Genomic DNA, 25,604 nt, shown 5'->3' with positions numbered 1-25,604 from the left:
TACGCGGCGAGCAAGTTCGGCTGAATCAGCAGCGCTCGCGCAAGCGTTGTGCCGCGCCGCGTAGCATCTGCTCGGTGCCATCCCAGCCCAGGCATCCATCGGTCACCGACACACCGTATTGCATCGACGCGCCCAAGGGCTGGCAGCCCTCGAACAAATGGCTTTCAAGCATCATGCCGATCAGCGAGGTGTCGCCCTGCAGGCGTTGCTCCAGCACGTCGTTGAATACCGCCGGTTGCCGCAATGGGTCCTTGCCACTGTTGGCATGGCTGCAATCGACCATGACCCGAGCCGCCACCTTGGACTTGGCCAGGTCGCCCTTGACCTGCGCCACGCTCTGCGCATCGTAGTTCGGGCCACGGTGGCCACCGCGCAGCACCAGGTGCGTATCAGGGTTGCCTGAGGTCTGGATGATCGCCGGATGCCCCTGGCTGTCGACGCCGAAGTGGCGATGTGGGTGGGCCGCCGAGCGCATGGCGTCACAGGCGATGGCAACGCCACCGTCGGTGCCATTCTTGAAGCCTACGGGCATGTCCAGGCCGCTGGCCATTTCGCGGTGGATCTGCGATTCGGTGGTGCGCGCGCCAATCGCCACCCAACTGAGCAGGTCGTCGAAGTACCCGGCGGCCATGGGTTGCAGCAGCTCGGTCGCGACCGGCAGGCCCAGACGCAGCATTTCGCGCATCAATTGGCGTGACAGGGTCAGGCCGGCGGCCATGTCATCGCTGCCGTCCAGGTGAGGATCATAGGCCAGGCCTTTCCAGCCGATGGTGGTGCGCGGTTTTTCGACGTAGGCACGGATCACCAGCAGCATCTGGTCGCTGACTTCGAGGGCGAGTTTCTTTAACTTGCGCGCGTATTCCATGGCCGATTCGGGGTCGTGGATCGAGCACGGGCCGACAATCACCAGCAAACGCGAATCCTCGCCATTGAGGATGGCACGCACGGCTTGGCGATGGGCGTGGATCTGTTCGACAAGGAACGGACTGAGCGGCAACTGCTGCTTGAGCTCAAGGGCGCTGGGCAGACGCTGGGTCAGGGCCTGATTGGCGCTGATCAGGGTGGAGACGGGCAGAGCGGCGACGGAGGAGTTCATATTCAAAGCTTCCTGGGCGAGCAGCGGGCGATTCCCGCGCTCGGCCCTACAGGGGTGTTCGACAATTGGCCATATCGGCGATGTGTGTTGGTTTGCCACCCATAGGTGACCGATCGGAGGCGGCAGACTGTCCCGAGCGGAGCTGGCTAAATCGCCATGCGGTGGAAGTGTCGTAGCGGTAATAAGTGGCGTAGTTCATGTCGTGCTTCCTGTTAAATATTCGTGATCAAGCAAAAAGAATAAGGGCCAGAAAAAACAAAACCCCCGGTCGGGGAGCCGACCGGGGGTTAGATTTCTCTGGCAGGCGACCCCTTGAGTAGTGGCCGCCGATTTCAGGTATCAGGCGCGCCAGTGGCTAAACCAATACCCAAAATAAAAGCTGACAGGTGCGCTCGAACCGTTCACGCAGGCGACCGACACCGAACGCATGGCGCTGGCGGCTAGGCAAACCTGAGGGTGGGCGAGTTGCAACATGTTATGTCTCCAAACGATGGCGGGAGCTTACTAGAGACGTGCGATGGGATTCAATCGGTAATTTCTATTGCATGATGGGACTTACCGCTATGGGGGAGTGCCGATATGCTGGTAACACGTTGCGACTGATTATTCGGACACCCCATGACGGCCTTGACTCTTGCTGCGGCTCAATCGATTTCCCTCCCCGGCGATGTACCCGCCAACATTAGGCAGCACTTGGCGTTTATGCAGGTGGCGGCAGAACAGGGCGTACAACTGCTGGTATTCCCTGAGCTGTCGCTGACCGGCTATGAACCTTCGCTCGCGGCCGACTTGGCCATCGCACCAGACGCTGCGCAACTGACGCCTTTGCGCGTAATGGCCAGGGAGCTTCGGCTGACCGTCGTGGTGGGGATGCCGATCCGGATGGCGCCCGATGCCGGTGTCATGATTGGCGCACTGGTACTGGGAGCGGATGGTTCCCGGGCGGTCTACACCAAGCAGCACCTGCATCCAGGCGAAGAAGTGGCGTTTGCCCCGGGGCAGGGCGGTGTGGCCTTAGAGTTCGGGGATGACCGCATCGCTTTATCGGTATGTGCGGACTTCACTCATGCCAGTCATCCGCATGCCGCCGCTGAAGCGGGCGCGAATGTCTATGCCGCCAGCGTGCTGATCAGTGAAGGCGGTTATGCAAAGGATTGTGCACAGTTACAAACTTACGCCGCCGAATATCGTCTGTTGGTGTTGATGGCCAATCATGGTGGCCCTTCGGGGGGCTGGGATTGTGCTGGCCGTAGCGCAATCTGGTCCCCCGATGGCCGATTGCTTGCCGCTGTGCCTGGCGTGGGCGAGGCGCTCTTGGTGGCGCGCCGCAATAACGACGTGTGGGCGGGCCACGTAGTGGCGCTCTGAATGATGTTTAACCTGCGCGCCGCCACGGACAATGACCGAACTTTCGCCCGAACCCTGACCTATGAGGCGATGAGCCGCTACTACCAGCAGTATGGTTTGCTGTGGTCCAACGATGGCTTTGATGTGGCGTGGGGCGGTCGCGAAAACTGGCTGATCTGCCGCGAGGCTTCAGTTTTGGGCTTTATCAGCTTGAGCCGCGACAGCAAGGCTCTCTACATCCGTGAGCTGCATATGCTCGAAGGCTGTCGTGGGCTGGGTGCCGGCAGTTGGGTGTTGCAGCAAATGACCGTGAAGGCGCAATCCTTGGGGCTATTGCGATTGACCGTATTCAAAACCAACCCGGCGCGCAGGCTGTATCAGCGCATGGGGTTGAGTATTGTTGGCGAAGAGGATTGCTTCTGGCGCATGGAGCGCGACTGTCGCCCAAGCTAAACAGTGCGTGTAAACCTAATAAGCGCATACTGGCCTCAGGAGTCGACTTCCTGATCGTTGTTTTGGCCATCAGCCTCAGAAAGGATGATCCCTTCTTTCATGCCCAAAAGGACCGCTACCTTATGGGCTTCTCCACGTCGCCCCTTTTTGCGCCCAGCGAGCACTTGATAGGTGGTTGCCGGATCTACGCCATGTTCACGGGCGAACGCTTGAACTGACTTTCCTTGATGTTCCAGCCAGGCCTTGGCTTGTGCAGCAGTACGGATTCCGGGCATAGTTCAAAACCGTTCAAGTTCGTTTAACGAAGAGATGATGGTGTCACCTCTTGGGGTGTGCCAACTAGGATCATACATCCAAATGAGTGGAATCGGTTCGCGTTTGAGGCAAGAAAGAGAGCGACTTGGCCTGTCGCAGAAAGTTTTTGGTGAAATTGGAGGTGTCGAAGCCAATGCACAAGGTAAATACGAAAGCGGCGGGCGCGCGCCTAAAGCCGATTATTTGTCACGCGTCGCAGCAAGAGGCGTAGATGTGCTCTATGTATTGACTGGCACCGCCACGCCCCTTCAACTCGATAATTTGAGCCAGATCGAAGAGAAAGTATTGGGTGACTACCGCGCGATGTTCAAGGAGGACCAAGATGCAATTCGTCGCCTCACCTCCACCTTGGCCGAACACAGCGCTTCAGTGAACGGAAAATCCAAGGTCCAGCCCTCGGATTCCTGACCTTTCGTCCAGCAATTGCGGCTATCCGCCCCTCGGCGGATGGCCTTTGCTTATCCAACGTCCATATATATGACGCGTGCAGCTAGGTCTGCGCCTTGGTTTTTTGCTAAGGTGTTCAGCAACCTATAAGACCATATCGCGAGGTGTCTGCTTGATTAGGGTGCTAGTAGTCGATGACCATGATCTCGTTCGTACAGGCATTACACGAATGCTGGCTGACATCGACGGCCTGCAAGTAGTCGGTCAGGCCGAGTCGGGGGAAGAGTCCCTGATCAAGGCCCGGGAATTGAAACCCGATGTGGTGTTGATGGACGTCAAGATGCCAGGCATCGGCGGTCTGGGTGCCACCACCAAATTGCTGCGCAGCCATCCGGATATCAAGGTCGTGGTAGTGACTGTGTGCGAGGAAGACCCGTTCCCTACGCGCTTGCTGCAGGCCGGCGCGGCCGGTTACCTGACCAAGGGCGCCGGCTTGGCGGAAATGGTGCAAGCCATTCGTTTGGTGTTTGCCGGTCAGCGCTATATCAGCCCGCAGATTGCCCAGCAGTTGGCTATCAAATCGTTCCAGCCCACCAGCGACTCGCCGTTCGATGCCTTGTCTGAGCGGGAAATCCAGATCGCTTTGATGATCGTCGGTTGCCAGAAAGTGCAGGCCATCTCCGACAAGCTGTGCTTGTCGCCCAAGACCGTCAACACCTACCGTTATCGTATTTTCGAGAAGCTCGCCATCAGCAGTGATGTTGAATTGACCCTGCTCGCGGTGCGCCACGGCATGGTGGACGCCAGCGCCTGACATGACCACGCCGTTTGATCCCAGCGCCTTTCTCTCGACGTGCAGCGGCCGCCCCGGCGTGTACCGCATGTTCGACAGCGAGGCGCGCCTGCTTTATGTGGGCAAAGCCAAGAACCTGAAGAACCGCCTGTCGAGCTACTTTCGCAAGACCGGACTCGCGCCGAAAACTGCGGCCCTGGTGGCGCGTATCGCTCAGGTCGAAACCACCATCACCGCCAACGAAACCGAAGCGCTGTTGCTTGAGCAGACCCTGATCAAGGAGTGGCGGCCCCCCTATAACATCCTGCTGCGGGACGATAAGTCTTACCCGTACGTATTCCTGTCCGACGGCAACTTCCCACGCCTGAGTATTCATCGTGGGGCCAAGAAGCAGAAGGGCAAGTACTTCGGGCCGTATCCCAGCGCGGGGGCGATTCGTGAAAGCCTGAGTCTGCTGCAAAAAACCTTTTTTGTGCGCCAGTGCGAAGACAGCTTCTACAAAAACCGCACGCGGCCTTGCTTGCAATACCAAATCAAGCGCTGCAAGGCGCCCTGTGTGGGGCTGGTGGAGCCGGCGGAGTATGCCGAGGATGTACGGCATTCTGTGATGTTCCTCGAAGGTCGCAGCAATGCGCTCACCGACGAGTTGTCAGCGGCCATGGAGCAGGCAGCCAATGCCCTGAATTTCGAACGGGCTGCCGAACTGCGCGACCAGATCTCGTTGCTACGGCGGGTGCAGGATCAGCAGAGCATGGAAGGTGGCAGTGGCGATGTCGATGTGATCGCCGCGTTCGTCAACCCGGGCGGTGCTTGTGTGCACCTGATCAGCGTGCGGGGCGGGCGGGTTCTCGGTAGTAAGAATTTCTTTCCGCAGACCGGTATCGACGAGGATGTGGCCGAAGTCATGGCGGCGTTTCTGGGGCAGTACTATGTCAGCAGTCCGGAGCGCGACTTGCCTTCGGAACTGATTGTCAACGTGGTCCATGAAGACTTCCCCGCACTGATCGAAGCCATTCACGAACTGCGCGGCCGCGAGCTGGATATCAGCCATCGCGTGCGTGGCACTCGTGCGCGTTGGCAGCAACTGGCGGTGACCAACGCTGAACAGGCTCTGAGTGCACGCCTGGCCAATCGACAGCATGTTGCCGCACGCTTCGATGCCTTGGCTGAGGTGCTCAACCTGGACGAACCACCGCAGCGCCTTGAATGCTATGACATCAGCCACTCCAGCGGCGAAGCCACGGTGGCCTCCTGCGTGGTGTTCGGGCCGGAAGGGCCGATCAAGTCCGATTACCGCCGCTACAACATTGAAGGGGTCACCGCCGGCGACGATTACGCGGCCATGCATCAGGCCCTCACACGGCGCTTCAGTAAATTGAAGGATGGCGAGGGCAAACTCCCTGACATCCTGTTGGTGGATGGTGGCAAGGGCCAACTCTCCATGGCCCGTGATGTACTCAACGAACTGGCGGTGCCCGACCTGATCCTGCTGGGTGTCGCCAAGGGCACCACGCGCAAGGCCGGTTTTGAAACGCTGTACTTGAATGATGCCGCCCACGAGTTCACCTTGAAGGGTGACTCGCCGGCCCTGCATCTGATCCAGCAGATCCGCGACGAAGCTCACCGTTTCGCCATTACCGGCCATCGCGCCCGCCGTGGCAAAACTCGACGAACCTCAACCCTGGAAGGGGTTGCGGGGGTGGGCCCGACGCGCCGCCGCGACTTGCTTAAACATTTTGGTGGCTTGCAGGAGCTGTCCCGTGCCAGCATTGACGAGATAGCCAAAGCACCCGGTATCAGTAAAAAGCTCGCTGAGTTGATTTATGCGAATCTGCACAGCGAATAGAATGCCTTTCCACCTCGTAGCCAGTTGTGCCGATGAATATCCCTAATCTGATTACCGTTCTACGCGTCCTGCTCATTCCGATTTTTATTTTGCTGTTTTATTTGCCCTACCAATGGAGCTACCTGGCCTCAAGTTCGGTATTCGCCTTCGCGGCAGCGACCGACTGGCTCGATGGCTACCTGGCGCGTCGCCTGGAGCAGAGCACGCCGTTCGGCGCATTTCTCGATCCCGTGGCCGACAAGCTGATGGTGGCTGTGGCCCTGGTGCTGCTAGTACAGGAGCACGGCAACCTGTGGCTCACGTTGCCTGCCGCCGTGATCATCGGCCGCGAGATCGTGGTGTCGGCCCTGCGTGAATGGATGGCCGAAATCGGCGCCCGCGCCCACGTTGCGGTCTCCAACATGGGCAAGTGGAAAACCGCTGCGCAGATGCTTGCCCTGGTGATCCTGCTGGCCAATCCGTCCGATTTCACCTTTTGGGTCCTGTTGGGCTACGCCTTACTGCTCATCGCCGCTGGCCTCACCTTGTGGTCCATGCTCCAATATTTACGCGCCGCCTGGCCTCATCTGCGCACCACCGTTGAAAAGAAATAAAACATTTTTGAATCAAGGGGTTGACGGGTGATGAGGATTCTATAGAATGCGCACCACCAAGACGCGGGAATAGCTCAGTTGGTAGAGCACGACCTTGCCAAGGTCGGGGTCGCGAGTTCGAGTCTCGTTTCCCGCTCCAAGTTATGATCTACAGACTTCTACTGACGTCTGTAAGTCGTTGAAAAGAGGGGCTTCGGCCCCTTTTTTCATTCCAGCGAGCGCCACGGAAATCCACCCACAGCTACCGTTTTTGAGTGACCAATTGAGGCACAAGAATACGGGTGGGGCGGCTACCGGATAGTTGCTGGGGCTGAGCGGGAACCATGACGAGCATAGAGCCTAAGTCATAACTTAGGAGCCTCGAAATGGCACTCTCTGATCTGACCGTCCGGCAGGCAAGGACCACCGGCAAGCGCTACACCATCTCCGACAACGACTGCTTGGGCCTGATGGTCTCTGCCGCAGGCGGCAAGTCGTGGATCTTCCGCTACTACTGGCTGGGCAAGCAGAAGCGCTTGTCCCTCGGCGGCTATCCCGCCCTCAGCCTGCGCGAGGCCCGCGCCGAGAGAGACAAGGCCCAAGCCCTGCTCGCCAGGGGGATCGATCCCCAAATCGAACGCGATCAGCGTCGGCACGCGGCCAGGCTGGCAGGCGAATATACCTTCAAGAACGTCTTCGATGCCTGGGTCGAGCATCGCCGCAAGGAACTCAAGGAGGGCCGCCAGAGCACGCTCTCGCAGATCCTGCGCATCTTCAACAAGGACGTGCTGCCCACCCTGGGGAAGATGTCGGTCTACGACATTCGCCGCCCCCAGCTCCTGGGCGTTCTGGCGGCGATCGAGAAACGCAAGGCGTTCACCACCGCCGAGAAGGTCCGCACTTGGTTCAACCAGTTGTTCCGCTATGCCCTGGTGATCGCCGAGGGGCTGGAAGTCAACCCGGCCGCGGACCTGGATGTGGTGGCCGAACCCAAGCCCCCGGTGGCCCATAACCCCTACCTCCACCTGCCCGAGATGCCCGAGTTTCTTCAGAAGCTGCGGTGCTACAACCCTCGGGGCTGGCAGACTCAGCTTGGCGTCCGGCTGCTGTTCCTGACGGGGGTGCGCACGGGCGAGTTGCGGTTGGCCGAACCAGAACAGTTTGACCTCGACCGCGGCTTGTGGATCATCCCGCCGCAGGTGGTCAAGCAGCTCCAGGACGAAATGCGCAAGGCTGGCAAGCGGCCGCAGGACGTGCCGCCCTACATCGTGCCTCTGTCCCTGCAGGCCATCGAGATCGTGCGCTATCTCCTGGGCGTGATGCGGCCGGCGCAGAAGTACCTGCTGTCGCACCGCAGCGAACTCAAGAAGCGCATCAGCGAGAACACCCTCAACAAGGCCGTGCAGCTCATGGGGTATGAGGGGCGCCTGACCGGCCACGGCATCCGCGGCACCATCTCGACGGCGCTCAACGAGATCGGCTACCCGAAGATTTGGGTGGACGCGCAGCTTTCGCACTCCGATCCGAACAAGGTCAGCTCGGCCTACAACCACGCCAAGTACGTGGAACCGCGTCGCCGGATGATGCAAGACTGGGCTGACCGCCTGGACCTGCTTGAACAGGGCCAAGTGGAAGCCGCGAGCGCGCACCTGACCATCCGCATCGATGGGGTGCCGGCGATGGCGGAAGCGGACGAAGCGGTGGGTGCGGCCTCCACGGTGTCCGAGCCCGTTGTCCCTAGCGTCCCGCCAGTGGTCGCAACGCCCATCGTCGTGACCTCGAACAGCGGCGGAATCACGTTCCAGCGGCTGTCGCAGGTGCCGCCGCCTCCCACGCATGCCCCGGAACCGGAAGTGTCCGCCATCCAGCGCGAGCGCGAAGAAATGCTGGCCATGTACGAATCGCCGAACAATCTGCCTGTCCCGCTGTTCGGCAAGCTGGCCGGCAAGTCCAAAGACCAGATCAACCGGGAACTGAAGGCGGGTAAGCTGCTGTCCATCAGCCTGGGCAACCGAGGGCAGCGTGTTCCCGACTGGCAACTGGTGCCGCTCAAGCACAGGCTGGCCCAGACGCTCATGAACCAGTGCCCGCATGCGGACTCGTGGGACCTGTACCGCATGCTGACCCAGCCGCACCCGGACCTGGGGGATCGCGCGGCCATTGATGTGGTCACGCCGACCAACGTGCCCGCGATCATCCGGGTCATCATGGGCGACTACAAGCGCCGTGAGGATGCGCCCGAGGCCTTTGCCCTGCAGCCTATCCCCGAAGATGTGCGGCAGAGCGTCCGTAGGCTGGTGGACAACGCGGTGGTGCTTGAGGGGGCCTGATCCCCGTGCATCATCCTTTGGCCGGGGAAATGGCCCCGGCCAAAGGGGCGTTGTTACGTGGCACCAGCCCCGGTGATTTGCAGCGCTCTCTGCTCGAAGCGCTCCGAAACGGAGTCGGCTTGCGCGTGGGGCCGGTGCAGGTACGTGACCATCTCATAGGGACCGTCAGAGAGCGGCCGCATGGTGATCCCCCATCCCTGACCATGGTCAATGCGCGCTCGCGCGGATACCCCGACGCCGTAGCCAGCCGCAACCCATAGCGCCAGCATCTCGAATGAAGTCACCCGCTGGATGTTCTCCTGGTCCAACGGCATTAGGGAGATCAGCCTCTCATCTAGCAGAGGGCAAGCCTCGGCCTGCCAGCGATAGATCGGGTAGCCCTGGAGATCGGCGATGGTGAGCTTTGCCCTGTCGAGTAAATGGAACCGCGGCGGCACGGCGACGGCCATGCTCTCGGCCCACAAAGGTTGCGTCTTGAGGGCTGGGTCGCTGGCCCCCTCAAGCGACATCCCTGCGTCGTAGCGGCTTTCACGAAGCCCCTGAAGCAGAACGTCACGTGCAACCTCAAAAAACGAGACGGCGACCTCTGGCTCTTCCGCGCGTTGAAGCGCGAGAAGCGCTGAAAGATGCGATGACGGTACGCCCGGTGCTACGGCAAGTCTGAGACGGGGGAATCGACTCGTGGCGTCGTGCATAAGAGCCCCCAAGAAGAGAATTGATTAAGAAAACAGCCCCATATGATACTTGTGAGTTAAATTTAACGTGGTTAAATTCTCGTGACTGTTCGACGCTTCTGTTAATGCAGAAGCGTACTGTTCAACGAGGCCGTCCCCCAGGCACCACCAGATATGAAGCCGAGCCAGCCTTGGCATTCGGCAAGGCCGTGCGCGCGTTTCGTATGGATCAGGGTGTTGCTCAGGAGGAGCTGGCGGCACTGGCCGGTATTGAGCGTTCGCACATGGGCAAGATCGAGCGCGGGGAGCACTTGCCTTCGCTGTCCGTGATCCTGAAAGTTGCCGCGGCACTCAAGATGAGTGGCACCGAGCTGATGGCTGCAACGGAACGCAATCTTCATGCCGACGCAGGCTAACGCCGTACCGGAAATGGACTTCTATCCGTCCGCCTGGGAGCGCAGTCGAGTAATGAAGCGCTCCAATGCTGGGCATGAAGTGTCGCTGTGTGGCCGAAGCAGATAGGTGGTGATCACGGCCGAATCCGCCGCTAAAGGACGGGCAACGACATCTGCACGGTGGCTGACCGCGAGCCTCGCCGCCGTGGTGAAACCAAGCCCATATCCAGCGCCTACCAAAGTGAGCATCATGTCCAATGAGGATGCGTGCTCGACGACGTTCGGTTCTTGCTCCAGTAGCCGCAGCAGCCGTGTCAGCTCGCGGCTGTAGCCTTCGCATACTTGCGGATCGCACAGCACGAGCGGATAGGAAGCAAGCTTTGTAAGTGGCACCTCCTTATGAGCAAGAAGTGGATGTCGCGCGGGTACTGCCAAGATCAGCGGGTCATGCCATATTGGCTCCGCGATGATTTCATCGCCAACCTCTGCGGTATGGGCAAAGCCGATCGTGAAGTCAACCGATCGCAGCCCACGCAACTGCTCCGACAGAGGAACTTCGCTCAGCCGGATTTCTATCTCAGGTTCTTCTTCGCGACAGTGGGCGAGGTAGGCGGACAGGCGCGGGTCAACAGTGCCATCAGATATGGCGATGCGTAGGCTGCCTTGTAAGCCCGCAGCAATCGCCCTGACGTTCTCCCGGCTCTGTTCCAAAGCCGAGAATACTCTCCGCACGTCTTGCAAGAACGCCGATCCGGCTGGAGTCAGGCGTGTTCCTCTCCGATCCCTGTCGAAGAGCGTTGCACCTAATTCATCCTCAAGCTCTTTGATGGCTCGGGACAGTGGTGGCTGCTCGATGTGCAGACGCTCGGCTGCATGTGTGAAATGCAGTTCCTCAGCCAAGACGACAAAGTAGCGAAGATGGCGCAGTTCCATGCCCTTTCCCCCTTCTGCCGCGTTGGCGGCCTGTTGCTACGATCTGATATAGACCCATCCCGCTCGTTGCATGCGCGCTATCTCGATGACGGCTGGACCCTCCATCACTTGAAGCGGCGGTCGGTTCTCTCTTCCGATTCGCGTCAGTGTCGTGGGGCACACCCAGGTGTGCGTATCCACGTCTGTGTGTGCCTGATCGAGCGCGGACTCGACAGCCTCTGCGTTAAGGACGATGCGTAGTTCGGTCTCGGGCGCGTCGCGCAGGAGATTGACTGCATTCTTGCGCGCGCGCTCCAGTGCTGGCGGAGTCGGCGCATGCAGAATCACTTTCAATGCTTGGTTCTGGATGTCTTGGCTCATGATGGTTCAGGCGTGATAGCGAGGAAAGAGGTTCGGTTACGGGTTTAGCTGCTGCAATGCCGACTTCAATGCGCTTTGCAGCATCTCCTCGATGGAGGGGTGGTAGAACGGCATTGCCAGTAGATCATTGACACTCTGCTTCGCCTGGATTGCCCAAGCCAGCAAGTGCGCCAGGTGTTCGCCCTGCGTGAGCAGCATGCTGGCCCCGAGCACGGCGCCGCTGTCCGGGGCGACGTAGATGCGCAGTAGGTTGTCTTGGGCGTCCAGTATTTTGGAGCGCCCGTTGCCCCCGCCTTGCGCCACGCCGATGATGGCGCCGCGCTGCTGTGCAGCCTCATGCGAAAGGCCGACCGAACACACGTCCGGGTCGGTGAACAGGATCGCGATCGGCACCCGGCGCGCGGGTACCGACCAGGCTTGACCGTGCAGGCCGGCCAGTGCGGCGTGCGCGGCCATTTGCCCCTCGTCCGCCGCCTCGTGCATCAGCGGTCGGTCGGGTTGGACATCGCCGGCGAAGTACACAGGCACGTCCGCTGCGCGCATGGTCTGCGGGTCGACGTGTGGACGTCCATGTTCATCCAGAGCAATCCCCGCAGCACCGAGGTGCAGTGCTTCAGTGTTGGGAGTGCGCCCGGTCACGACCAGAAGGCGATCGACGCAGGCGCTGTGATCGCCCTGGCGCATGCGTATCTGCTCGCCTGCGTCGTCGATCTCGACCGACCCGCCCAGCCACATCGGAAGCTCCTGGCTGAACCTCTGGCGGGCGGCAGCTTGCACCTCTGGATCGAGGATTCCGCCAATGGTCTCGCGCTGGTCGGCCGCGATCACCTGAACATCCAGGCGCGACAGCGCGAGGCCCAGTTCTAGACCGATCGCGCCCAGGCCCAGAATACCCATGCGCTTGGGCAGCACGTCCTGCTCGAACAGGGAATCGGTGGTCAGGATGCGGTCGGACACGCCCTCCAGGAAGCGCGGGATGATGGGGCGGGAGCCGGTTGCCACGATCACGGCGTCGGCCTCGACAACATAGGGGCCGGCCTGCAAGACACCGGGAGCAATGAAGCGCGCCTCGGCCATGATCAGCTGGTCTCCTGCCGCGTTGCGCGTCCGTTGCGCAGCACCGCTGGCCAGCGCGTCCCGCGTTTGCCTAGCGTGGAGCCACAATGCTTGCGGGCCATGTGGTTGCAACAGTGCGCTGCCTTCGGGCAGGCCTTTCGCGGTCGACCACCGCATGCCCGCATGCAGAGCTGCCTTGGACGGCATGCAGCCCACGCGGGCGCAGGTTGTCCCCAACGGCCCGCGATCGATGAGGACTACGTTCTTGCCCGCGGCCCTCGCTGCATGAAATGCCGTGATCCCCGCGGTGCCCGCGCCGATGATCGCGATATCCACTTTCAATGTCTGCATGATGTTCCCATACCAAAGTCAACCGCCACCGGAGCCGTCTCCAGGTGGCGCGTGTGCCTACGAAAAATTGCGGACGACCATCAAGGCCGCGACCAGCACGCATGTCAGGGCGAATCCGCGCTGCAGCTCCCTTGCTGGGATGCGCGGCGCGACCAGTCGCCCGATCCCCATGCCGCCAACCGCCGCGAGCGAGAACGCCCAGGCACCTTGGGTCATGGTGAACCCTTGTGCCCAGGCCATCGAGACGGTTGCCGCAGATATCAGCGCGATCACCATCAACGACGTCGCCACGATGCTATGCACGCGCAGCTCGCTGAAGTAGGTCAGTGCGGGCACGATGATGAAGCCGCCGCCCACTCCCAGCATGCCTGTGGACACGCCAGACACAGCGCCGATCGCGACGAGTGTCAGAAACATCCGCGAGGTCCAGACGAAGCGGCCTGTCTCGGCGGAAACCTGGCACGCCTTGCCAGGAGGCGCGGTTGCCCCGGGCTCCGAGGCGTGGCCTTGCGACGAGCGGAACATGCGGTGGGCCACGATCACCATGACGGCGGCGAATATTGCGGCAAGCCAGGTGTCCGGCAAATGGTGGGCCAGGCGTATTCCCAAGGGAGATGCGACGACCCCCGATGCCGCGAGGACGGCCGCAGCCTTGTAGCGAACAATGCCTTGGCGAAGGCCTTGCAGCGCCCCGACTGCTGCGGCAGCCCCCACCGCGATCAGCGCCACGGGAGCGGCCTGCCGCATGGCCATGCCCAATCCGAAGACCAGGGCCGGCACGGCCAGGATGCCGCCGCCGGCGCCGGTCAGGCCCAATAGCGCGCCGATGAGCACCCCCAGCAGCGCCCCGATCAGCATGGCGCCACCGTCCTGTTGCAGGTTGCCTTTCTCACCTTCGGCCGCGTCATCAGCGAGGACCGAGCACCTCGGCCATGGCCTCTGGGCGGGGCATGCCGTTGTACTTCTTGAGTGCACCGCTCTCATCGCGGACGACGATCCCCGGCGTTCCGCGGAACCCCAGCGTCAGCATGAGCATCTGGTGGTCTTCCAGAATCTTGCGCACGTCGGCCGGGACGGTCTTGGCCGGCGTGATGCCGCCCCGGTCGAACTTGTTCTCGTTCTCCAGCAGCGCCGCGGAGCGGTCAGGCGCACCAAGGATGGCGGCCGCCTTGTTCGGACTGTCCTGGCTGATGATGCCGACCAGCACGTGGCGCAACTGAACCTTGCCGGCATCCACCCAGGGCCGGGCGGCTTCCCAGAAACGATGGCAGTACGGGCAGTTGGCGTCGCTGAACGTGTAGATCACGCGAGGGGCGTCGGCCTTGCCATCGAGCACCCAGGTGGATGACTCCAACTGCGCCCACGCGCGGTCTCCCATGGGCTTGGCGACCAGCTCCTGTAGCTTGGCATCGTCGATCCGATCGCCCTTGGCGTCCAGCCGCGTGCCGACGATGACATGGCCGTCCTTGGTGAGGTAGGCCGCGATCGGCTGGTCGCCCGCGACTGCGGCAAAGGCGCGCACTTCTTTACCCGCGTCGAACTCCGTCATCACGGTCAGGCCCTGATCCTCCAGCGCCTTGACGGCGGGGGGCAGATTGGCGGGCGGAGTATTAGCGGGTGGCGTATTGGCGTTCTCCGCCTGGCTGCAACCCACCATCAGCATGAAGCAGAGCCCGAGAGGGATTCGATAGCGTGTGTGGTGTTGGAACATGGGGCTGTTACTCCTGGTTTGTGCTGTTGGGGCTGGACTCTTGCGCGTAGCGGCGCGTGATGGTGTTCTTGAGGCTGGCCATGGTCAGCTCGCCCATATGCGTATCCACCAAGCGCCCATCGCTATCGAAAAAGAGCGTGGTGGGCAGCCCGCGCGCGCCCATCACCCGCATCGTGTCGGATGCCGGGTCACGCAGCACGTGGTTGAACACCAGTCCTTCTTGTTCGAGAAAACTCTGGATGACCGAGGCCTGCTCGCCTTGGTTGACCATGACGAAGGCGATCCCCGGAAAAACTGACTGCGCTTGCTGTAGTACCGGCATTTCCCTTCGGCACGGGGGGCACCAGGTCGCCCACAAATTGACGACGACAGGCCGACCGGCATACGAATTCAGGGCAATCGGTTGTCCGTCGAGCATGGCCAGTTGCACATCTGGCAAGGGAGGTGCGGAACGCCGCAGCAGCTCGACCACGCCGCCCGCAGCCCCCCACGCCACGATCCCGGCAAAGACACCTGCGAAGACTGGCATCCGCAGCGCCCGGATCGAGCGCGTGCGCCAACCGGCGAACAGCAATGCCGCCAGTAGGCCGGCCCACCATAGGAATCCCCCATCACCGATCGAGATCATTGACCAGGGAGCCTGGGCATAGTCCTTCCACCAGCGCGCGATGTAGCCGAGCCTGGCAGCGATCAAACCTACGAGCAGCGCATCGAGAAGCAGGCTGCCTGCGGCTTTGTAGGGCGAGTCGGGCAACCGGCGCGCCAGCATGCGTGCCACGGTCCAGGCCAGCAAGGCGGAGACGGCGACGATCACCACGTCGATGGAAAACGGGCCAATCCCGATCATGGCGCCCCCGCGGCGTCGAGCCGTTCCAGGAAGCCACCTGCGTGGATTTCGCCGACGACGCGCTGTGCCCGACGTTCCTGGCCATCAGGCCCGACCAGAATCAGCGTGGGCGGCCCTTGCACCTGCCAATGCCTGAGCAGCGCCTGATCTTCCGCGTCGTTGCGGGTCACATCCGGGCGCACGATCTGCACCTGTGCCAGACGGGCGGCCACGGCCGGATTGCCGAAGACATTGCGCTCGATCACGTGGCAACTCACGCACCAGTCGGCATAGAAGTCGATCAACGTCCATTGGCCGCGCGCGCCGGCCTCGGCGATGCGGGCATCCACGTCCGCGGCGGATTTCGCCTGAACGTAGGTCATCTCGGCAGCGGCGGGCGCGGCGGCGGCTCCGCGCAGATGCGCCAGAGGCTGCAAGGCAGACTCTCCGCCTGACGCGGCACCGACGAGCATCAATACGGACCACAGCCCGGCGAACACGGCCACGGAACGCAGCGTCCAGGCCAGCCGATGCCGGGCCGCGACGGCCTGGCCCCAGGCAACCAGGCCGACCGCGATGGACAAGATCCACGCACCCCACAGCACCAGGCTCGCCGTGCCGGGCAGGAACCGGGCCAGCATCATGACCGCCATGCCAACCATGACGTAGCCGAAGATGATCCGCACCCGCTCCATCCACGCGCCGGGCCGCGGGAGGACCCGGGCACCGAACACGGCGATGGCCAGCAGCGGCAGGCCCATTCCCATGCCCAGCGCGAACAGTGCAAGCCCGCCATACAAGGCGCTGCCGGTCTGTCCGATATACAGCAGCGCACCCGCCAGGGGCGCGGTCATGCACGGCCCCACGAGCAACGCCGACAGAAAGCCCAGTGCCGCGGCCCCGGCGATGCGCCCGCCGGTCTTCCCTCTTCCAGCCGATTCGACGCGATTGACCAGGGCCGCCGGCAGGCGCAACTCGAACAGGCCGAACAGCGAGCTTGCCAGGATGAGGAACAGCGCGGCGAAGGCGCCCAACAGCCACGGGGATTGCAACGTGGCCTGGAGGTTGGCGCCGGCGAGTCCGGCCGCCACGCCCACGGCCGCATAGGTTCCCGCCATCGCCAAGACATAGGCCGAGGACAGGAGCAGCGCGCGCCGCGGATTGGCCTGGCTGCCGACGACCAGCGTCGAGACGATGGGGATCATCGGCAGTGTGCAGGGGGTGAACGCCAGCAGCAAGCCGAAACCGAAGAACAACAGGGTTCCGGCCACCGGCCCGAGCGTCGCGAGCTTCTGCGCCGCAGCCTGATCCTCGGCCATATCCAACGCGGCACCGGCATCGTCCGGTTTGGCGGTCGGCATCGTCGGCGATGACGCTTGAGGGCTGGCGACATCAGCCGCCGGCGACAAGGTTGTGCCGTTCGCAGGTGGAGACGGAATGCTCGCTACGGCGGGAAGCGTCACCGCGATTGTTTGGGGCGGATAGCAGATGCCCGCCTCGGCACACCCTTGCCAGTGCAGCGTCAGCGGGCCGGAAACCGTTGACGGCCAGCGAAGGCGGAGCGCATCGCCCGTATAGATTTCGGTGTCGCCAAAAAATTCATCATGCTTGGGCGTTCCAGCAGGCAGACTCAGGTCGATTTCTTGGCCCTGTCCATCGACCAACTTGATGGAGTGCCGATAGACGTAGTAGTCATCGGCGATACGTCCTTCCATCGAAAAGGCATCGCCCTGCTGTTGTACCGGGCGAAGCTGGAGCACCTCGGCGACGTCCAGAAACTGCGGATCATTGCTGGCCCAAGGGAGCAGGCTGGAATTCGCCCACGCAACGCCGATCGCAGAGCAACATATCAACAAGGCCGCGAGTACGCGCCGGTATAGGGACAAATCGAATCCTCCAAGCAAGGTCACTTGGAATGATGCGGCTGTCCGATTAAGCGAAACTAAAGTGGACGGGCACCCATTTCATTCGCTGACACACCCGTAACTCTTGGCCTAACATGCTATTTCGGTGAGAGTGAAATGGAGCAGCAATGCGGGTGTTACTGGTCGAGGATGATGAGCTGATCGGCAAGGGGATCGTGGCAGGCCTGCGCAAGCACGGCATTGAGGTTCATCACGCCTGTACCGCGCACGAAGCGGAGGCCATGCAGAAGGAAAACACCTTCCACGCCCTGGTGCTCGATCTCGGCCTTCCCGACCGCGATGGCATGGACCTGCTGGCCAGCATGCGGGCGTTTGAACCTCATCTTCCCGTGTTAATTCTCACCGCGCGCGACGCGATCGAGCACCGGCTGAAGGGCCTGCACGGCGGGGCGGACGACTACGTGGTCAAGCCATTCGATCTGCGCGAACTCGCGGCCAGACTGCATGCGCTGGTCAGGCGAACTCAGGGCCGCGCCGCCCAGGTCATCGTCGCCGGCCCCTTGCGCCTGGAGCCGGAGAGCGGGCTGGCTTGGCTTCATGGCGAGTCCGTCACGTTGTCGCGCCGGGAGGTCGATCTTCTCGCACACCTCGCCAGTGCGGATGGCCGCTGGGTGTCGCCGGACTTCCTCAATGAACGCATCTACGGGCTCTGCGAGGAAGTCAGCAGCAACGCCATCAACGTGCATATCCACAACATCCGGCGCAAGCTGGGAGCCGAAGCGATCGAGACCTCGCGCGGGCTGGGCTACCGCCTGGGATGGAGGCCTTCATCATGAGCCTGCGTCTTCGGGCGGTGTTGATCGCGAGCCTCTCGCTGATCCTGCTGTGGGTGGTCGCCGCCGCCCTGATGATGCGCGGTGTTCATTCCAATCTCGACCGGACCCTCGATGGACGCCTGGCCATGTCCGCGCGCATGGTTTCGGGGCTGCTCGAACGTGCGGCGCTGGCCCCGAACGCCGCCCCATCCGGCTTCACCGAGGCGGTGCGCGTCAGCGGCAAGGAAGGCATTGCATGCGAAATCCGGTCGCTGCAAGGTGAGGTTCTGGCAAGAACGACCACTGGGCCGCATTCGGAGTTCGAGTCCCTACCGGCCGGCTTCAGCACTCGGGAAGTATTGGGGCACCAGTGGCGGGTGTATGTCCTGCGTGCCAATGGCTACCAGATCACTACGGCAGATCGCGTCGATCAGCGGGACACCTTGATCAACGATCTGCTGTACGCCGCTGGCGTGCCATTTCTGATTGCCTTTCTGGGGGGGCTGGTTGCACTTTGGATCGGTATCGGGCGGGGGCTGGCGCCCTTGAAAGCCCTGTCGCAGCAACTACGCGACAAGCACGCGGACGACACGTCACCGATCGCGGTGGATCATTCGCCGTCGGAACTGCGACCGGTGCTGGACGCCATGAACGGCCTTCTGCGGCGCTTGGCGCGGGCGCTCTCGAACCAACGGGCATTCACGGATGCTGCAGCACACGAGCTGCGCACCCCGTTGACGGTGATCGACACCCATCTTCAAGTGGCGCGGGTCAGCGAGGGAGAAGACGTCGGGTCTTCGCTGGACAGTGCGGACCAAGGCGTGAAGCGCCTGCGGCGCACGTTGGACCAGATGATGGTGCTGGCACGCGCCGAAGCACCGATCCATGACGGTGACGAGTGCGCTTCGGTCATGGATGTAGTCCACGGCATCATCGAGCGTAGCGGCGACGATGCTGGCGGGCGGCTGACGCTGCTGACCGAGGGTAGTGACGCGGGCAGCCCCATTCCACGATCCATGCTGGAGATCGCGATCCGCAACCTGGTGGACAACGCATTGCGTTACTCGCCACCGGACAGCGCCGTCGAGTTGCGGGTACGCTTCGATGCCTCGGCGCGGGCCTGCCTGCTGGAAGTGGCGGACCGTGGTCCAGGCCTGAGCGCGGAGCAGACCACGCAAATCGGACAACGCTTTTGGCGCGGCGACCAGGGGCGTCAGCGCAGCGACGGTGCTGGCTTGGGTATTTCGATCGTCCGCGCCATCGTCGAACGCTTCGGCGGGCGGCTGGAGATGATGCCCAGAGACAACGGCGGCCTGGTCGCCGAGCTTCTCGTTCCGTTGCGCTGAGCAAACGGCTCCGGCAGAGCCGCCTCCCATAGCCAGGCGGTTCTACCGGACGTTCCCGATGCCTCTATGCCGGGCTCAGAAAACGCTCTGCATCGAGTGCCGCCATGCAACCGAAGCCAGCCGAGGTGATGGCTTGTCGGTAGTGCTGGTCGGCGACGTCGCCGGCGGCGAACACGCCTTCCACCGAGGTCTGGGTGGCGTTGCCGCCCAGGCCGGCGCGGATCTCCAGGTAGCCGTTGTTCATCGCCAGCTGGCCGTCGAACAGGCTGGTGTTGGGATGGTGGCCGATGGCGACGAAGAAGCCATGGGCCTCGATGTCCCGAGTGCTGCCGTCGATCACCGACTTCACCCGCACGCCGGTGACGCCGGCGTCATTGCCAAGCACCTCGTCCACCTGATGGTGCCAGACGGTCTCGATCCTGCCGGCCTCGACCTTGGCGAACAGCTTGTCCTGCATGATCTTCTCCGCGCGCAGGGTGTCGCGGCGATGCACCAGGTAGACCTTGCGGGCGATGTTGGACAGGTACAGCGCCTCTTCCACGGCGGTGTTACCGCCGCCGACCACAACCACGTCCTGGTCCTTGTAGAAGAATCCGTCGCAGGTGGCGCAGGCGGACACGCCGCGGCCCTTGAACGACTCCTCGGACGGGATGCCCAGGTACTTGGCGGTGGCGCCGGTGGCGATGACCAGCGCGTCGCAAGTGTACTCGGCGCTGTCGCCGACCAGTCGGAACGGCCGCTGCGACAGGTCGGCGGTATGGATATGGTCAAACACCACCTCGGTGTCGAAGCGCTCGGCATGGGCCTGCATACGCGCCATCAGGTCCGGGCCCATAAGGCCGTGGGCATCGCCGGGCCAGTTGTCCACCTCGGTGGTGGTCATCAGTTGGCCGCCCTGCTGCAGGCCGGTGATCACCAGGGGCTTCAGGTTGGCGCGGGCGGCGTAGACCGCGGCGGTCCAGCCAGCGGGACCGGAGCCGAGAATGATGAGTTGGCGATGTGTTTTCATGGCTGTAATAAGTGATCCATATAAGTGGCTGACCGAAGCACTCAGATTGCGAGAGCGACCAGAAAGCGGGACACCATGTTGTATGCAGCGACCGTCGCAACGGCTTCGACAGTCTGCTGCTCCCCAAAGAGTTCCTTGAGCTTCTCGATGACAACTTCATCCACTTCGACATTGCGGGTGGATTGGTCCGTCAGTTCGAGCAGCGCTCGCTCCTTGTTATCGAATAGCGAGGAAATACCATCGGCACGCAGGACATCGCATTTCTGCTGCGTGCCTCCGGCTTGCAGGTAGGCGGGCTGGTGAACATTCCACTCGAATTCGGCTCGGTTGAGCACCGCCACGCGACACATGATGAGTTCACGGTATTCGAGCGGGAGCTCAAACTCCGCTCGCACGCGACCGAGCAAGCCGTTCCAGCCCATTGCGAGCGGGAAGCTTTTGAGCAGTACGCGGTCAATGCCGATCAGCTCGCCATTCGGGCGACGCGCCCGCATGCTTTGCAGAAGCTCGGCTGGGGCTTCATCGCCGTCTTGCCACGGTTTCACTCTGACATGGGGCATTGGTGCTTCTCTCTTGGGAGTGCTCGGGATCTACATGCGTATGGCGGCCCGGGCGGTGATGCGAGCGGCCGGGCCACGACGGTCAACGAAGATGGTTGTTGATGAAGCGGATGACGTTGGGCTTCGGGGCAGCGCCGGTCAGCCGGTCAACCACCTGCCCATCCTTGAACAGCAACACGGTCGGGATGCTCTGCACGCCGTACCGGCCCGCCAATTCCGGCGAACCATCGATATCGACTTCACCGAACTGCGCGGTGCCTTGCATGTCCTGCGCCACGTCCTTGAAGACCGGGGACATCACCCTGCAGGGACCACACCATTCCGCCCAAAAGCGGACCGCGTATAGACCGGGCGATTGACCGAGCGCGGTATCGAAATTCTCGTTTGTCAGTTCTTGAAGCATGGGTTGGGGCTCCTGAGTTGCGAAAGAATCACCGGCACGGCCGGCGCGGGACACTTGGAAGAGAACCGCGGTGACGCGGCAGGGATGGACGTAACCGGCGGGTTGCGGGCACGGGCCGCGCCATTGCAACTGGAAGCCGGGGAGATATCTGCTGGCCGAATCATCATTGGGGGATGTCTGAAGCATGAAACCAACTCCTGAATTGCTGGCGCGGGATGCGGCTACGGCGGTCGGTTACTTGGGCGCAAACATCTCCTTGAGTTCCTTGTCGCGTACCTTCTTGGCCATCCCGGTGAGCAGCACCTTGAACATCAGCCCGCTGACCAACGTGGACAGCGTCAGGCTGAAGAACGCAGCGACGATCCAATCCACCAGCACCAAGCCACTGCTGGTGATGGTGGGGCGGAAGATGGCAATGCCCAGGAACACAACCCAGTGGCTGATGCAGAAGAAGCACTGGAACAAGTGGCCGGTCATATGGCCGACTTTTTGCGCCCAGTTGCGCAAGGGGGCGAACAACTCGCCCTGGGTGATGGAAACCGAAATGCTGCTGGTCGCCAGGGCGAGCACGAAGCAGGTCCATAGCGAATCCCATGTGGCAGGCGTAAGCACTGTGCCCATATTCAAAACTCCAGAACGGCTGATCCAAGGGGCCTTGTGCCAGCCGATTCGGTGGCCAAGAACAAGGAAATAAGCACATCACACTATCATTCAATCAATTGCTTGAATGATAGTGTGATGGTATGGTGATGTCAATGAACCCGCATTTGCATCCCGACGGCGTCAGCCGTCTCGACCCATTGGCCGAGGTCGCCAAGACCTTGGGGCATCCGCATCGCCTGGCGCTGCTGGAGCAGATCGTGCGTGGTGAGCGGTCGGTCGAGAAACTGGCCGAGCTGACCGGGATATCGGTGGCGAACGCTTCGCAGCACCTCCAGCACCTGAAGCGTGCTGGCTGTGTCCAGACCCGGCGGGATGGCAAGCACATGCTGTATCGCCTGGGGCCAGGGCCACTGGCCGCCGTCGTCTCGGCATTGCACGACTATGTGGCGTTCCAGCACGCCCGCATCCGCGAAGCCATTACGGACAGTCGGCAGCGGCCGCAGGAGATGGAGTCCGTCTCCATTGACAGCCTGCTTGACCGTCTGGAAGAAGGAGCGGTCGTGCTGCTGGATATCCGCGACGGTGGCGAGTTCGCACAGGCCCATCTGCCAGGTGCGATCAACATTCCGCTGGAGCAACTGGCGGATCGCGTCGGAGAACTGTCCCGAGGAACAGAGGTGGTGGCCTACTGCCGCGGCCCCTATTGCGTGTTGTCGATGCAGGCCGTCACCATCCTGCAAACCCTCGGTGTGCAGGCCACAGCGCTGGCCGGCGGCGTGCCGGAATGGCGGGCGGCAGGCTTGCCGCTACAAACCGCCGTTGATGCGGCACCGTAGTCCAGCTCAGCGCGCCGCCTTCCGCGCCGCGCCGTGGCGGCCAACTGTCCATCGGCAGAGCGACGTTTTGGAGTGGCCCGGCATAGTCTGAAGCATTGCGCTCCAATGCCGGCTCTCTACCGCTATGGCGTGCTTAAACCGACGGCCTGCATAACCTGTCGCAGAAGGTAGGACAAAACACCCAGGCTCAGCACGCTTGCCGACCAGATGGCAATCAGCCACAGCACGCGCTGCCATAAGGGTCTTTTTCCCTCGGATCTGGGCATCAGTGATACCCCTGTCCCAGCTTTACCTTGCCTCTGAAGACGTAGTAGCTCCACGCCGTGTAGACCAGAATGATCGGAATGATGAAAAGCGCGCCCACGAGCGTGAAACCCTGGCTTTGAGGTGGAGCGGCGGCTTGCCAGAGGGTGAGCGACCCCGGAACGATGTTGGGCCACAAGCTGATGATCAGGCCAGTGAATCCCAGGAAGATCATGGCCAAGGTCAGCAGGAAGGGCTTTGCGTGATCACCTCTCGACGCCGAGCGAAGCAGAAAGTAAAAGGCGGTCAACACCAGGATCGGAACGGGGAGGAACCAAAAGAAGTTGGGCAGGCTGAACCATCGATCGGCGATGCTTGGCTCGGCAAGTGGCGTCCACAGACTCACGATACCGATCGCCGCCAGAAGCAGGACGGCCAACGGTCGAGCAATCCGGTGCATTTTTTGTTGCAGAGGCCCCTCTGTTTTCAGAATGAGCCATGTGCAGCCAAGCAAAGCATATGCCGCGATCAGCGCCACCCCGGTAAACAGGGGGAACGGCGAAAGCCAGGCGAGCGAGTCGCCGGCAAATGCGCGATTCTGAACCGGAACGCCATTGATAAATGCGCCTAGCGTCACGCCCTGAAAAAAGGTGGCGATGAGAGATCCTCCAATGAAGGCTTTATCCCAAATATGGCGCTTGTGGTCCTTGGCCTTGAAGCGGAACTCGAAAGCCACGCCTCTAAAGACAAGTCCCAGCAGCATGAACATCAAGGGAAGATAAAAGGCGCTGAGAATCACCGAATACGCCAGCGGGAACGCTGCATAAAGACCCGCGCCCCCCAGCACCAGCCAGGTTTCGTTGCCATCCCAGACCGGAGCGACGCTGTTCATCATCGCGTCCCGTTCGGCCTTGTCCCGGACGAATGGAAAGAGGATGCCAATGCCGAGATCAAAGCCATCCATGACGACGTACATCATCACCCCAAAGACGATGATCACAGCCCATATGATCGACAGATCGACGCCCACCATCTTCATGCCCTCCCGTTGTGTTCGGCATTCATCGGATCGCCTTCCAGGCCGTTTTCCGCAGCAGATAGCGGTCGTGCGGGCGTGCGTGACGTGCCGGGGCCCCCGTGCTCCGCTCCCGCGCCTTCGCCCATCGCCGGCCCCTTGCGTACCAAGCGCAGAACGTAGCCTGTGCCGGCTCCGAACACAGCAAAGTAGACGATCACGAACAAGGCCAGAGACAATCCCAACTGGTTGGCGCTGTGCGCGGAAACGCCATCCGCGGTCCGCATCAATCCGTAGACTACCCAAGGTTGGCGCCCGACCTCGGTTGTGATCCAGCCCGCGAGAATCGCGATCAGCCCGGACGGCCCCATCCACAGGCAGAAACGCAGGAACGCTCGCGATTCATACAGCTTTTTATTCCAGCGCAAAAAGACACTCCAAAGACCTGCAAGTATCATCAATAAGCCCAAGGCCACCATGATTCGGAACGACCAGAATACGATCGTGGAGTTTGGACGATCCTCTGGCTTGAACTCCTTGAGCGCCGGAACCTGTTTGGACAAGGAATGGGTAAGGATCAGGCTCCCGAGATATGGCACTTTCACACTGAAGCGGGTTTCCTCGCGCTGCATATCGGGCCAGCCAAAAAGCGTCAGTGGCGTTGATTCCCCCGGGGTATTGGACCAGTGCCCTTCGATGGCGGCAATCTTTGCGGGTTGATGCTCCAGTGTGTTGAGTCCATGCAGGTCGCCGAGCAGAAGCTGCAATGGCGCCACGAAGACAGCCATCCACAGCGCCATGGAAAACATCTTTCGGATGGCGGGGTTCGTGCTGCCGCGCAGCAGGTGCCATGCCGCAGACGCACCGACAAAGAACGCCGTGGCAAGGAATGCGGCCGTCGACATGTGCGCCAAGCGGTACGGGAACGAAGGGTTGAATACAACCGCGAACCAATCTACTGGGATGACACGCCCATCCATCAGCTCGAAGCCCTGCGGGGTCTGCATCCAGCTATTGGAGGAAAGAATCCAGAAGGTCGACACCAGTGTGCCAATCGCCACCATGATCGTAGAGAAAAAATGCAAGCCGGGTCCGACGCGGTTCCATCCGAAGAGCATGACGCCCAGAAAGCCCGCTTCCAGGAAGAATGCGGTCAGCACCTCGTATGCCAGCAGAGGGCCAGTAACGGAACCTGCGAAATCCGAAAAGGCACTCCAGTTCGTACCGAACTGATAGGCCATTACCAGCCCAGACACAACGCCCATGCCGAAGTTGACGGCGAATATCTTCGACCAGAAGTGATAGAGATCCCGATAGGTCTGGGTTCCCGTCTTCAGCCACAGTCCTTCCAGAACGGCGAGATAACTGGCCAAGCCGATCGTGATGGCCGGGAATAGGATGTGGAAAGAAATGGTGAAGGCGAATTGGATTCGCGCGAGTTCCAGAGCGTCTAGGCCTAGCATG

Annotated in this window: 28 protein-coding genes and 1 tRNA gene; 12 read left to right on the top strand and 17 right to left on the bottom strand. The window is 61.7% G+C overall.

The window, feature by feature from the left end; genetic code table 11:
- Positions 1 to 25: 25 nt before the first annotated feature.
- A complete protein-coding gene (locus YA0848_RS21505) occupies positions 26 to 1,096 on the bottom strand; it encodes a 3-deoxy-7-phosphoheptulonate synthase (RefSeq protein ID WP_169903885.1) in 1,071 nt (356 codons plus the stop codon).
- Between the two features lie 618 nt (positions 1,097 to 1,714).
- Here YA0848_RS21505 and YA0848_RS21500 point away from each other — a divergent pair.
- The gene (locus YA0848_RS21500; protein ID WP_034115553.1) at positions 1,715 to 2,464 is read left to right on the top strand and encodes a carbon-nitrogen hydrolase family protein; all 750 of its coding nucleotides are present in this window, start codon (positions 1,715 to 1,717) and stop codon (positions 2,462 to 2,464) included.
- Positions 2,465 to 2,896, top strand: a complete 432-nt coding sequence (locus YA0848_RS21495) for a GNAT family N-acetyltransferase (protein WP_034097252.1) — start codon at positions 2,465 to 2,467, stop codon at positions 2,894 to 2,896.
- Between the two features lie 35 nt (positions 2,897 to 2,931).
- On the opposite strand, the gene YA0848_RS21490 is transcribed toward YA0848_RS21495, so the two are convergent.
- A complete protein-coding gene (locus tag YA0848_RS21490; protein ID WP_034097254.1) occupies positions 2,932 to 3,171 on the bottom strand; it encodes a DNA-binding protein in 240 nt (79 codons plus the stop codon).
- Between the two features lie 82 nt (positions 3,172 to 3,253).
- Here YA0848_RS21490 and YA0848_RS21485 point away from each other — a divergent pair, with 82 nt between their 5' ends.
- The 6 genes from YA0848_RS21485 to YA0848_RS21460 all read left to right on the top strand — a co-directional run bounded on the left by YA0848_RS21485 (position 3,254) and on the right by YA0848_RS21460 (position 9,139).
- Positions 3,254 to 3,619: a helix-turn-helix domain-containing protein gene (locus YA0848_RS21485; protein WP_034097256.1), complete on the top strand. Its 366-nt coding sequence runs from the start codon at positions 3,254 to 3,256 to the stop codon at positions 3,617 to 3,619.
- A 151-nt stretch (positions 3,620 to 3,770) separates the two neighbouring features.
- The gene (gene gacA, locus YA0848_RS21480) at positions 3,771 to 4,412 is read left to right on the top strand and encodes a response regulator transcription factor GacA (protein ID WP_010566015.1); all 642 of its coding nucleotides are present in this window, start codon (positions 3,771 to 3,773) and stop codon (positions 4,410 to 4,412) included.
- 1 nt (position 4,413) lies between these two features.
- Positions 4,414 to 6,237 carry an excinuclease ABC subunit UvrC gene (uvrC, locus tag YA0848_RS21475; protein ID WP_034097259.1) on the top strand — a complete coding sequence of 608 codons (1,824 nt, stop codon included), beginning with the start codon at positions 4,414 to 4,416 and terminating at the stop codon, positions 6,235 to 6,237.
- A gap of 32 nt (positions 6,238 to 6,269) precedes the next feature.
- Positions 6,270 to 6,830 carry a CDP-diacylglycerol--glycerol-3-phosphate 3-phosphatidyltransferase gene (pgsA, locus tag YA0848_RS21470; protein ID WP_034097260.1) on the top strand — a complete coding sequence of 187 codons (561 nt, stop codon included), beginning with the start codon at positions 6,270 to 6,272 and terminating at the stop codon, positions 6,828 to 6,830.
- Positions 6,831 to 6,893: 63 nt separating this feature from the next.
- Positions 6,894 to 6,969 (top strand) — tRNA-Gly (locus tag YA0848_RS21465).
- 226 nt (positions 6,970 to 7,195) lie between these two features.
- Complete coding sequence (locus tag YA0848_RS21460) at positions 7,196 to 9,139, top strand: tyrosine-type recombinase/integrase (RefSeq protein ID WP_023082230.1); 1,944 nt, start codon at positions 7,196 to 7,198, stop codon at positions 9,137 to 9,139.
- A gap of 53 nt (positions 9,140 to 9,192) precedes the next feature.
- Here the strand turns inward: YA0848_RS21460 and YA0848_RS21455 are convergent, their stop codons facing one another.
- A complete protein-coding gene (locus YA0848_RS21455) occupies positions 9,193 to 9,834 on the bottom strand; it encodes a substrate-binding domain-containing protein (RefSeq protein WP_031668795.1) in 642 nt (213 codons plus the stop codon).
- Between the two features lie 170 nt (positions 9,835 to 10,004).
- Here YA0848_RS21455 and YA0848_RS21450 point away from each other — a divergent pair, with 170 nt between their 5' ends.
- Positions 10,005 to 10,229, top strand: a complete 225-nt coding sequence (locus tag YA0848_RS21450) for a helix-turn-helix domain-containing protein (RefSeq protein WP_023082232.1) — start codon at positions 10,005 to 10,007, stop codon at positions 10,227 to 10,229.
- 21 nt (positions 10,230 to 10,250) lie between these two features.
- Here YA0848_RS21450 and YA0848_RS21445 read toward each other — a convergent pair whose 3' ends face one another.
- Genes YA0848_RS21445 through dsbD form a run of 7 tightly spaced genes read right to left on the bottom strand, consistent with a single transcriptional unit; the run spans position 10,251 to position 17,331 of the window.
- Positions 10,251 to 11,141, bottom strand: coding sequence for a LysR family transcriptional regulator (locus YA0848_RS21445; protein WP_023082233.1), 891 nt, complete (start codon positions 11,139 to 11,141; stop codon positions 10,251 to 10,253).
- A gap of 36 nt (positions 11,142 to 11,177) precedes the next feature.
- Positions 11,178 to 11,501, bottom strand: a complete 324-nt coding sequence (locus YA0848_RS21440; protein WP_031668797.1) for a DsrE family protein — start codon at positions 11,499 to 11,501, stop codon at positions 11,178 to 11,180.
- Positions 11,502 to 11,537: 36 nt separating this feature from the next.
- Entirely contained in the window at positions 11,538 to 12,908 is a 1,371-nt protein-coding gene (locus YA0848_RS21435) for a dihydrolipoyl dehydrogenase (RefSeq protein ID WP_023082234.1), read from the bottom strand.
- Between the two features lie 57 nt (positions 12,909 to 12,965).
- Positions 12,966 to 13,766: a sulfite exporter TauE/SafE family protein gene (locus YA0848_RS21430; protein WP_023082235.1), complete on the bottom strand. Its 801-nt coding sequence runs from the start codon at positions 13,764 to 13,766 to the stop codon at positions 12,966 to 12,968.
- A gap of 49 nt (positions 13,767 to 13,815) precedes the next feature.
- Complete coding sequence (gene dsbG / locus YA0848_RS21425) at positions 13,816 to 14,619, bottom strand: thiol:disulfide interchange protein DsbG (RefSeq protein ID WP_023082236.1); 804 nt, start codon at positions 14,617 to 14,619, stop codon at positions 13,816 to 13,818.
- Between the two features lie 7 nt (positions 14,620 to 14,626).
- A complete protein-coding gene (locus YA0848_RS21420) occupies positions 14,627 to 15,466 on the bottom strand; it encodes a TlpA disulfide reductase family protein (protein WP_023082237.1) in 840 nt (279 codons plus the stop codon).
- Positions 15,463 to 17,331: a protein-disulfide reductase DsbD gene (gene dsbD, locus YA0848_RS21415; RefSeq protein ID WP_031668798.1), complete on the bottom strand. Its 1,869-nt coding sequence runs from the start codon at positions 17,329 to 17,331 to the stop codon at positions 15,463 to 15,465. The genes YA0848_RS21420 and dsbD overlap by 4 nt, the downstream gene beginning before the upstream one ends.
- Before the next feature lie 146 nt (positions 17,332 to 17,477).
- Here dsbD and YA0848_RS21410 point away from each other — a divergent pair, with 146 nt between their 5' ends.
- Positions 17,478 to 18,146 carry a response regulator gene (locus tag YA0848_RS21410; protein ID WP_023082239.1) on the top strand — a complete coding sequence of 223 codons (669 nt, stop codon included), beginning with the start codon at positions 17,478 to 17,480 and terminating at the stop codon, positions 18,144 to 18,146.
- Positions 18,143 to 19,471, top strand: a complete 1,329-nt coding sequence (locus tag YA0848_RS21405; protein WP_023082240.1) for an ATP-binding protein — start codon at positions 18,143 to 18,145, stop codon at positions 19,469 to 19,471. The genes YA0848_RS21410 and YA0848_RS21405 overlap by 4 nt, the downstream gene beginning before the upstream one ends.
- Before the next feature lie 64 nt (positions 19,472 to 19,535).
- Here YA0848_RS21405 and trxB read toward each other — a convergent pair whose 3' ends face one another.
- From trxB to YA0848_RS21385, 4 genes are all read right to left on the bottom strand, one after another.
- The gene (gene trxB, locus YA0848_RS21400; protein ID WP_041106370.1) at positions 19,536 to 20,480 is read right to left on the bottom strand and encodes a thioredoxin-disulfide reductase; all 945 of its coding nucleotides are present in this window, start codon (positions 20,478 to 20,480) and stop codon (positions 19,536 to 19,538) included.
- A gap of 41 nt (positions 20,481 to 20,521) precedes the next feature.
- Positions 20,522 to 21,040, bottom strand: coding sequence for a carboxymuconolactone decarboxylase family protein (locus YA0848_RS21395; RefSeq protein ID WP_023082242.1), 519 nt, complete (start codon positions 21,038 to 21,040; stop codon positions 20,522 to 20,524).
- Positions 21,041 to 21,122: 82 nt separating this feature from the next.
- The gene (trxA, locus tag YA0848_RS21390) at positions 21,123 to 21,443 is read right to left on the bottom strand and encodes a thioredoxin (RefSeq protein WP_023082243.1); all 321 of its coding nucleotides are present in this window, start codon (positions 21,441 to 21,443) and stop codon (positions 21,123 to 21,125) included.
- A 234-nt stretch (positions 21,444 to 21,677) separates the two neighbouring features.
- Positions 21,678 to 22,064 (bottom strand): DUF1360 domain-containing protein, encoded by a 387-nt coding sequence (locus YA0848_RS21385; RefSeq protein WP_023082244.1) that lies wholly within the window; start codon positions 22,062 to 22,064, stop codon positions 21,678 to 21,680.
- Between the two features lie 122 nt (positions 22,065 to 22,186).
- Here YA0848_RS21385 and YA0848_RS21380 point away from each other — a divergent pair, with 122 nt between their 5' ends.
- Entirely contained in the window at positions 22,187 to 22,882 is a 696-nt protein-coding gene (locus tag YA0848_RS21380; RefSeq protein WP_023082245.1) for an ArsR/SmtB family transcription factor, read from the top strand.
- A gap of 122 nt (positions 22,883 to 23,004) precedes the next feature.
- Here YA0848_RS21380 and YA0848_RS21375 read toward each other — a convergent pair whose 3' ends face one another.
- Genes YA0848_RS21375 through YA0848_RS21365 form a run of 3 tightly spaced genes read right to left on the bottom strand, consistent with a single transcriptional unit; the run spans position 23,005 to position 25,603 of the window.
- Positions 23,005 to 23,148, bottom strand: coding sequence for a DUF2474 domain-containing protein (locus YA0848_RS21375; protein ID WP_079279707.1), 144 nt, complete (start codon positions 23,146 to 23,148; stop codon positions 23,005 to 23,007).
- Positions 23,148 to 24,155, bottom strand: a complete 1,008-nt coding sequence (gene cydB, locus YA0848_RS21370; protein ID WP_031668800.1) for a cytochrome d ubiquinol oxidase subunit II — start codon at positions 24,153 to 24,155, stop codon at positions 23,148 to 23,150. Before cydB ends, YA0848_RS21375 begins: the two co-directional genes overlap by 1 nt.
- A gap of 5 nt (positions 24,156 to 24,160) precedes the next feature.
- Entirely contained in the window at positions 24,161 to 25,603 is a 1,443-nt protein-coding gene (locus YA0848_RS21365; RefSeq protein WP_023082247.1) for a cytochrome ubiquinol oxidase subunit I, read from the bottom strand.
- Position 25,604 lies beyond the last annotated feature (1 nt).

Source organism: Pseudomonas sp. S4_EA_1b, from assembly GCF_016307435.1.
In the GTDB taxonomy this organism is placed as follows: Bacteria; Pseudomonadota; Gammaproteobacteria; order Pseudomonadales; family Pseudomonadaceae; genus Aquipseudomonas; species Aquipseudomonas rhodesiae.
This window is presented reverse-complemented; position numbering and strand designations above follow the sequence as displayed.

Excerpts from the sequence above, each read along its gene's own strand:
- YA0848_RS21495 (WP_034097252.1), top strand. The coding sequence starts at position 2,465 with ATGATGTTTAACCTGCGCGCCGCCACGGACAATGACCGAACTTTCGCC.
- uvrC (WP_034097259.1), top strand. The coding sequence starts at position 4,414 with ATGACCACGCCGTTTGATCCCAGCGCCTTTCTCTCGACGTGCAGCGGC.
- YA0848_RS21505 (WP_169903885.1), bottom strand. The coding sequence starts at position 1,096 with ATGAACTCCTCCGTCGCCGCTCTGCCCGTCTCCACCCTGATCAGCGCC.
- YA0848_RS21435 (WP_023082234.1), bottom strand. The coding sequence starts at position 12,908 with ATGCAGACATTGAAAGTGGATATCGCGATCATCGGCGCGGGCACCGCG.
- YA0848_RS21490 (WP_034097254.1), bottom strand. The coding sequence starts at position 3,171 with ATGCCCGGAATCCGTACTGCTGCACAAGCCAAGGCCTGGCTGGAACAT.
- trxA (WP_023082243.1), bottom strand. The coding sequence starts at position 21,443 with ATGCTTCAAGAACTGACAAACGAGAATTTCGATACCGCGCTCGGTCAA.
- YA0848_RS21420 (WP_023082237.1), bottom strand. The coding sequence starts at position 15,466 with ATGATCGGGATTGGCCCGTTTTCCATCGACGTGGTGATCGTCGCCGTC.
- pgsA (WP_034097260.1), top strand. The coding sequence starts at position 6,270 with ATGAATATCCCTAATCTGATTACCGTTCTACGCGTCCTGCTCATTCCG.
- YA0848_RS21500 (WP_034115553.1), top strand. The coding sequence starts at position 1,715 with ATGACGGCCTTGACTCTTGCTGCGGCTCAATCGATTTCCCTCCCCGGC.
- YA0848_RS21460 (WP_023082230.1), top strand. The coding sequence starts at position 7,196 with ATGGCACTCTCTGATCTGACCGTCCGGCAGGCAAGGACCACCGGCAAG.
- dsbG (WP_023082236.1), bottom strand. The coding sequence starts at position 14,619 with ATGTTCCAACACCACACACGCTATCGAATCCCTCTCGGGCTCTGCTTC.
- YA0848_RS21410 (WP_023082239.1), top strand. The coding sequence starts at position 17,478 with ATGCGGGTGTTACTGGTCGAGGATGATGAGCTGATCGGCAAGGGGATC.
- YA0848_RS21380 (WP_023082245.1), top strand. The coding sequence starts at position 22,187 with ATGGTGATGTCAATGAACCCGCATTTGCATCCCGACGGCGTCAGCCGT.
- YA0848_RS21395 (WP_023082242.1), bottom strand. The coding sequence starts at position 21,040 with ATGCCCCATGTCAGAGTGAAACCGTGGCAAGACGGCGATGAAGCCCCA.
- YA0848_RS21455 (WP_031668795.1), bottom strand. The coding sequence starts at position 9,834 with ATGCACGACGCCACGAGTCGATTCCCCCGTCTCAGACTTGCCGTAGCA.
- YA0848_RS21430 (WP_023082235.1), bottom strand. The coding sequence starts at position 13,766 with ATGCTGATCGGGGCGCTGCTGGGGGTGCTCATCGGCGCGCTATTGGGC.
- YA0848_RS21375 (WP_079279707.1), bottom strand. The coding sequence starts at position 23,148 with ATGCCCAGATCCGAGGGAAAAAGACCCTTATGGCAGCGCGTGCTGTGG.
- YA0848_RS21445 (WP_023082233.1), bottom strand. The coding sequence starts at position 11,141 with ATGGAACTGCGCCATCTTCGCTACTTTGTCGTCTTGGCTGAGGAACTG.
- YA0848_RS21485 (WP_034097256.1), top strand. The coding sequence starts at position 3,254 with ATGAGTGGAATCGGTTCGCGTTTGAGGCAAGAAAGAGAGCGACTTGGC.
- YA0848_RS21405 (WP_023082240.1), top strand. The coding sequence starts at position 18,143 with ATGAGCCTGCGTCTTCGGGCGGTGTTGATCGCGAGCCTCTCGCTGATC.
- YA0848_RS21385 (WP_023082244.1), bottom strand. The coding sequence starts at position 22,064 with ATGGGCACAGTGCTTACGCCTGCCACATGGGATTCGCTATGGACCTGC.
- trxB (WP_041106370.1), bottom strand. The coding sequence starts at position 20,480 with ATGAAAACACATCGCCAACTCATCATTCTCGGCTCCGGTCCCGCTGGC.
- YA0848_RS21440 (WP_031668797.1), bottom strand. The coding sequence starts at position 11,501 with ATGAGCCAAGACATCCAGAACCAAGCATTGAAAGTGATTCTGCATGCG.
- YA0848_RS21365 (WP_023082247.1), bottom strand. The coding sequence starts at position 25,603 with ATGCTAGGCCTAGACGCTCTGGAACTCGCGCGAATCCAATTCGCCTTC.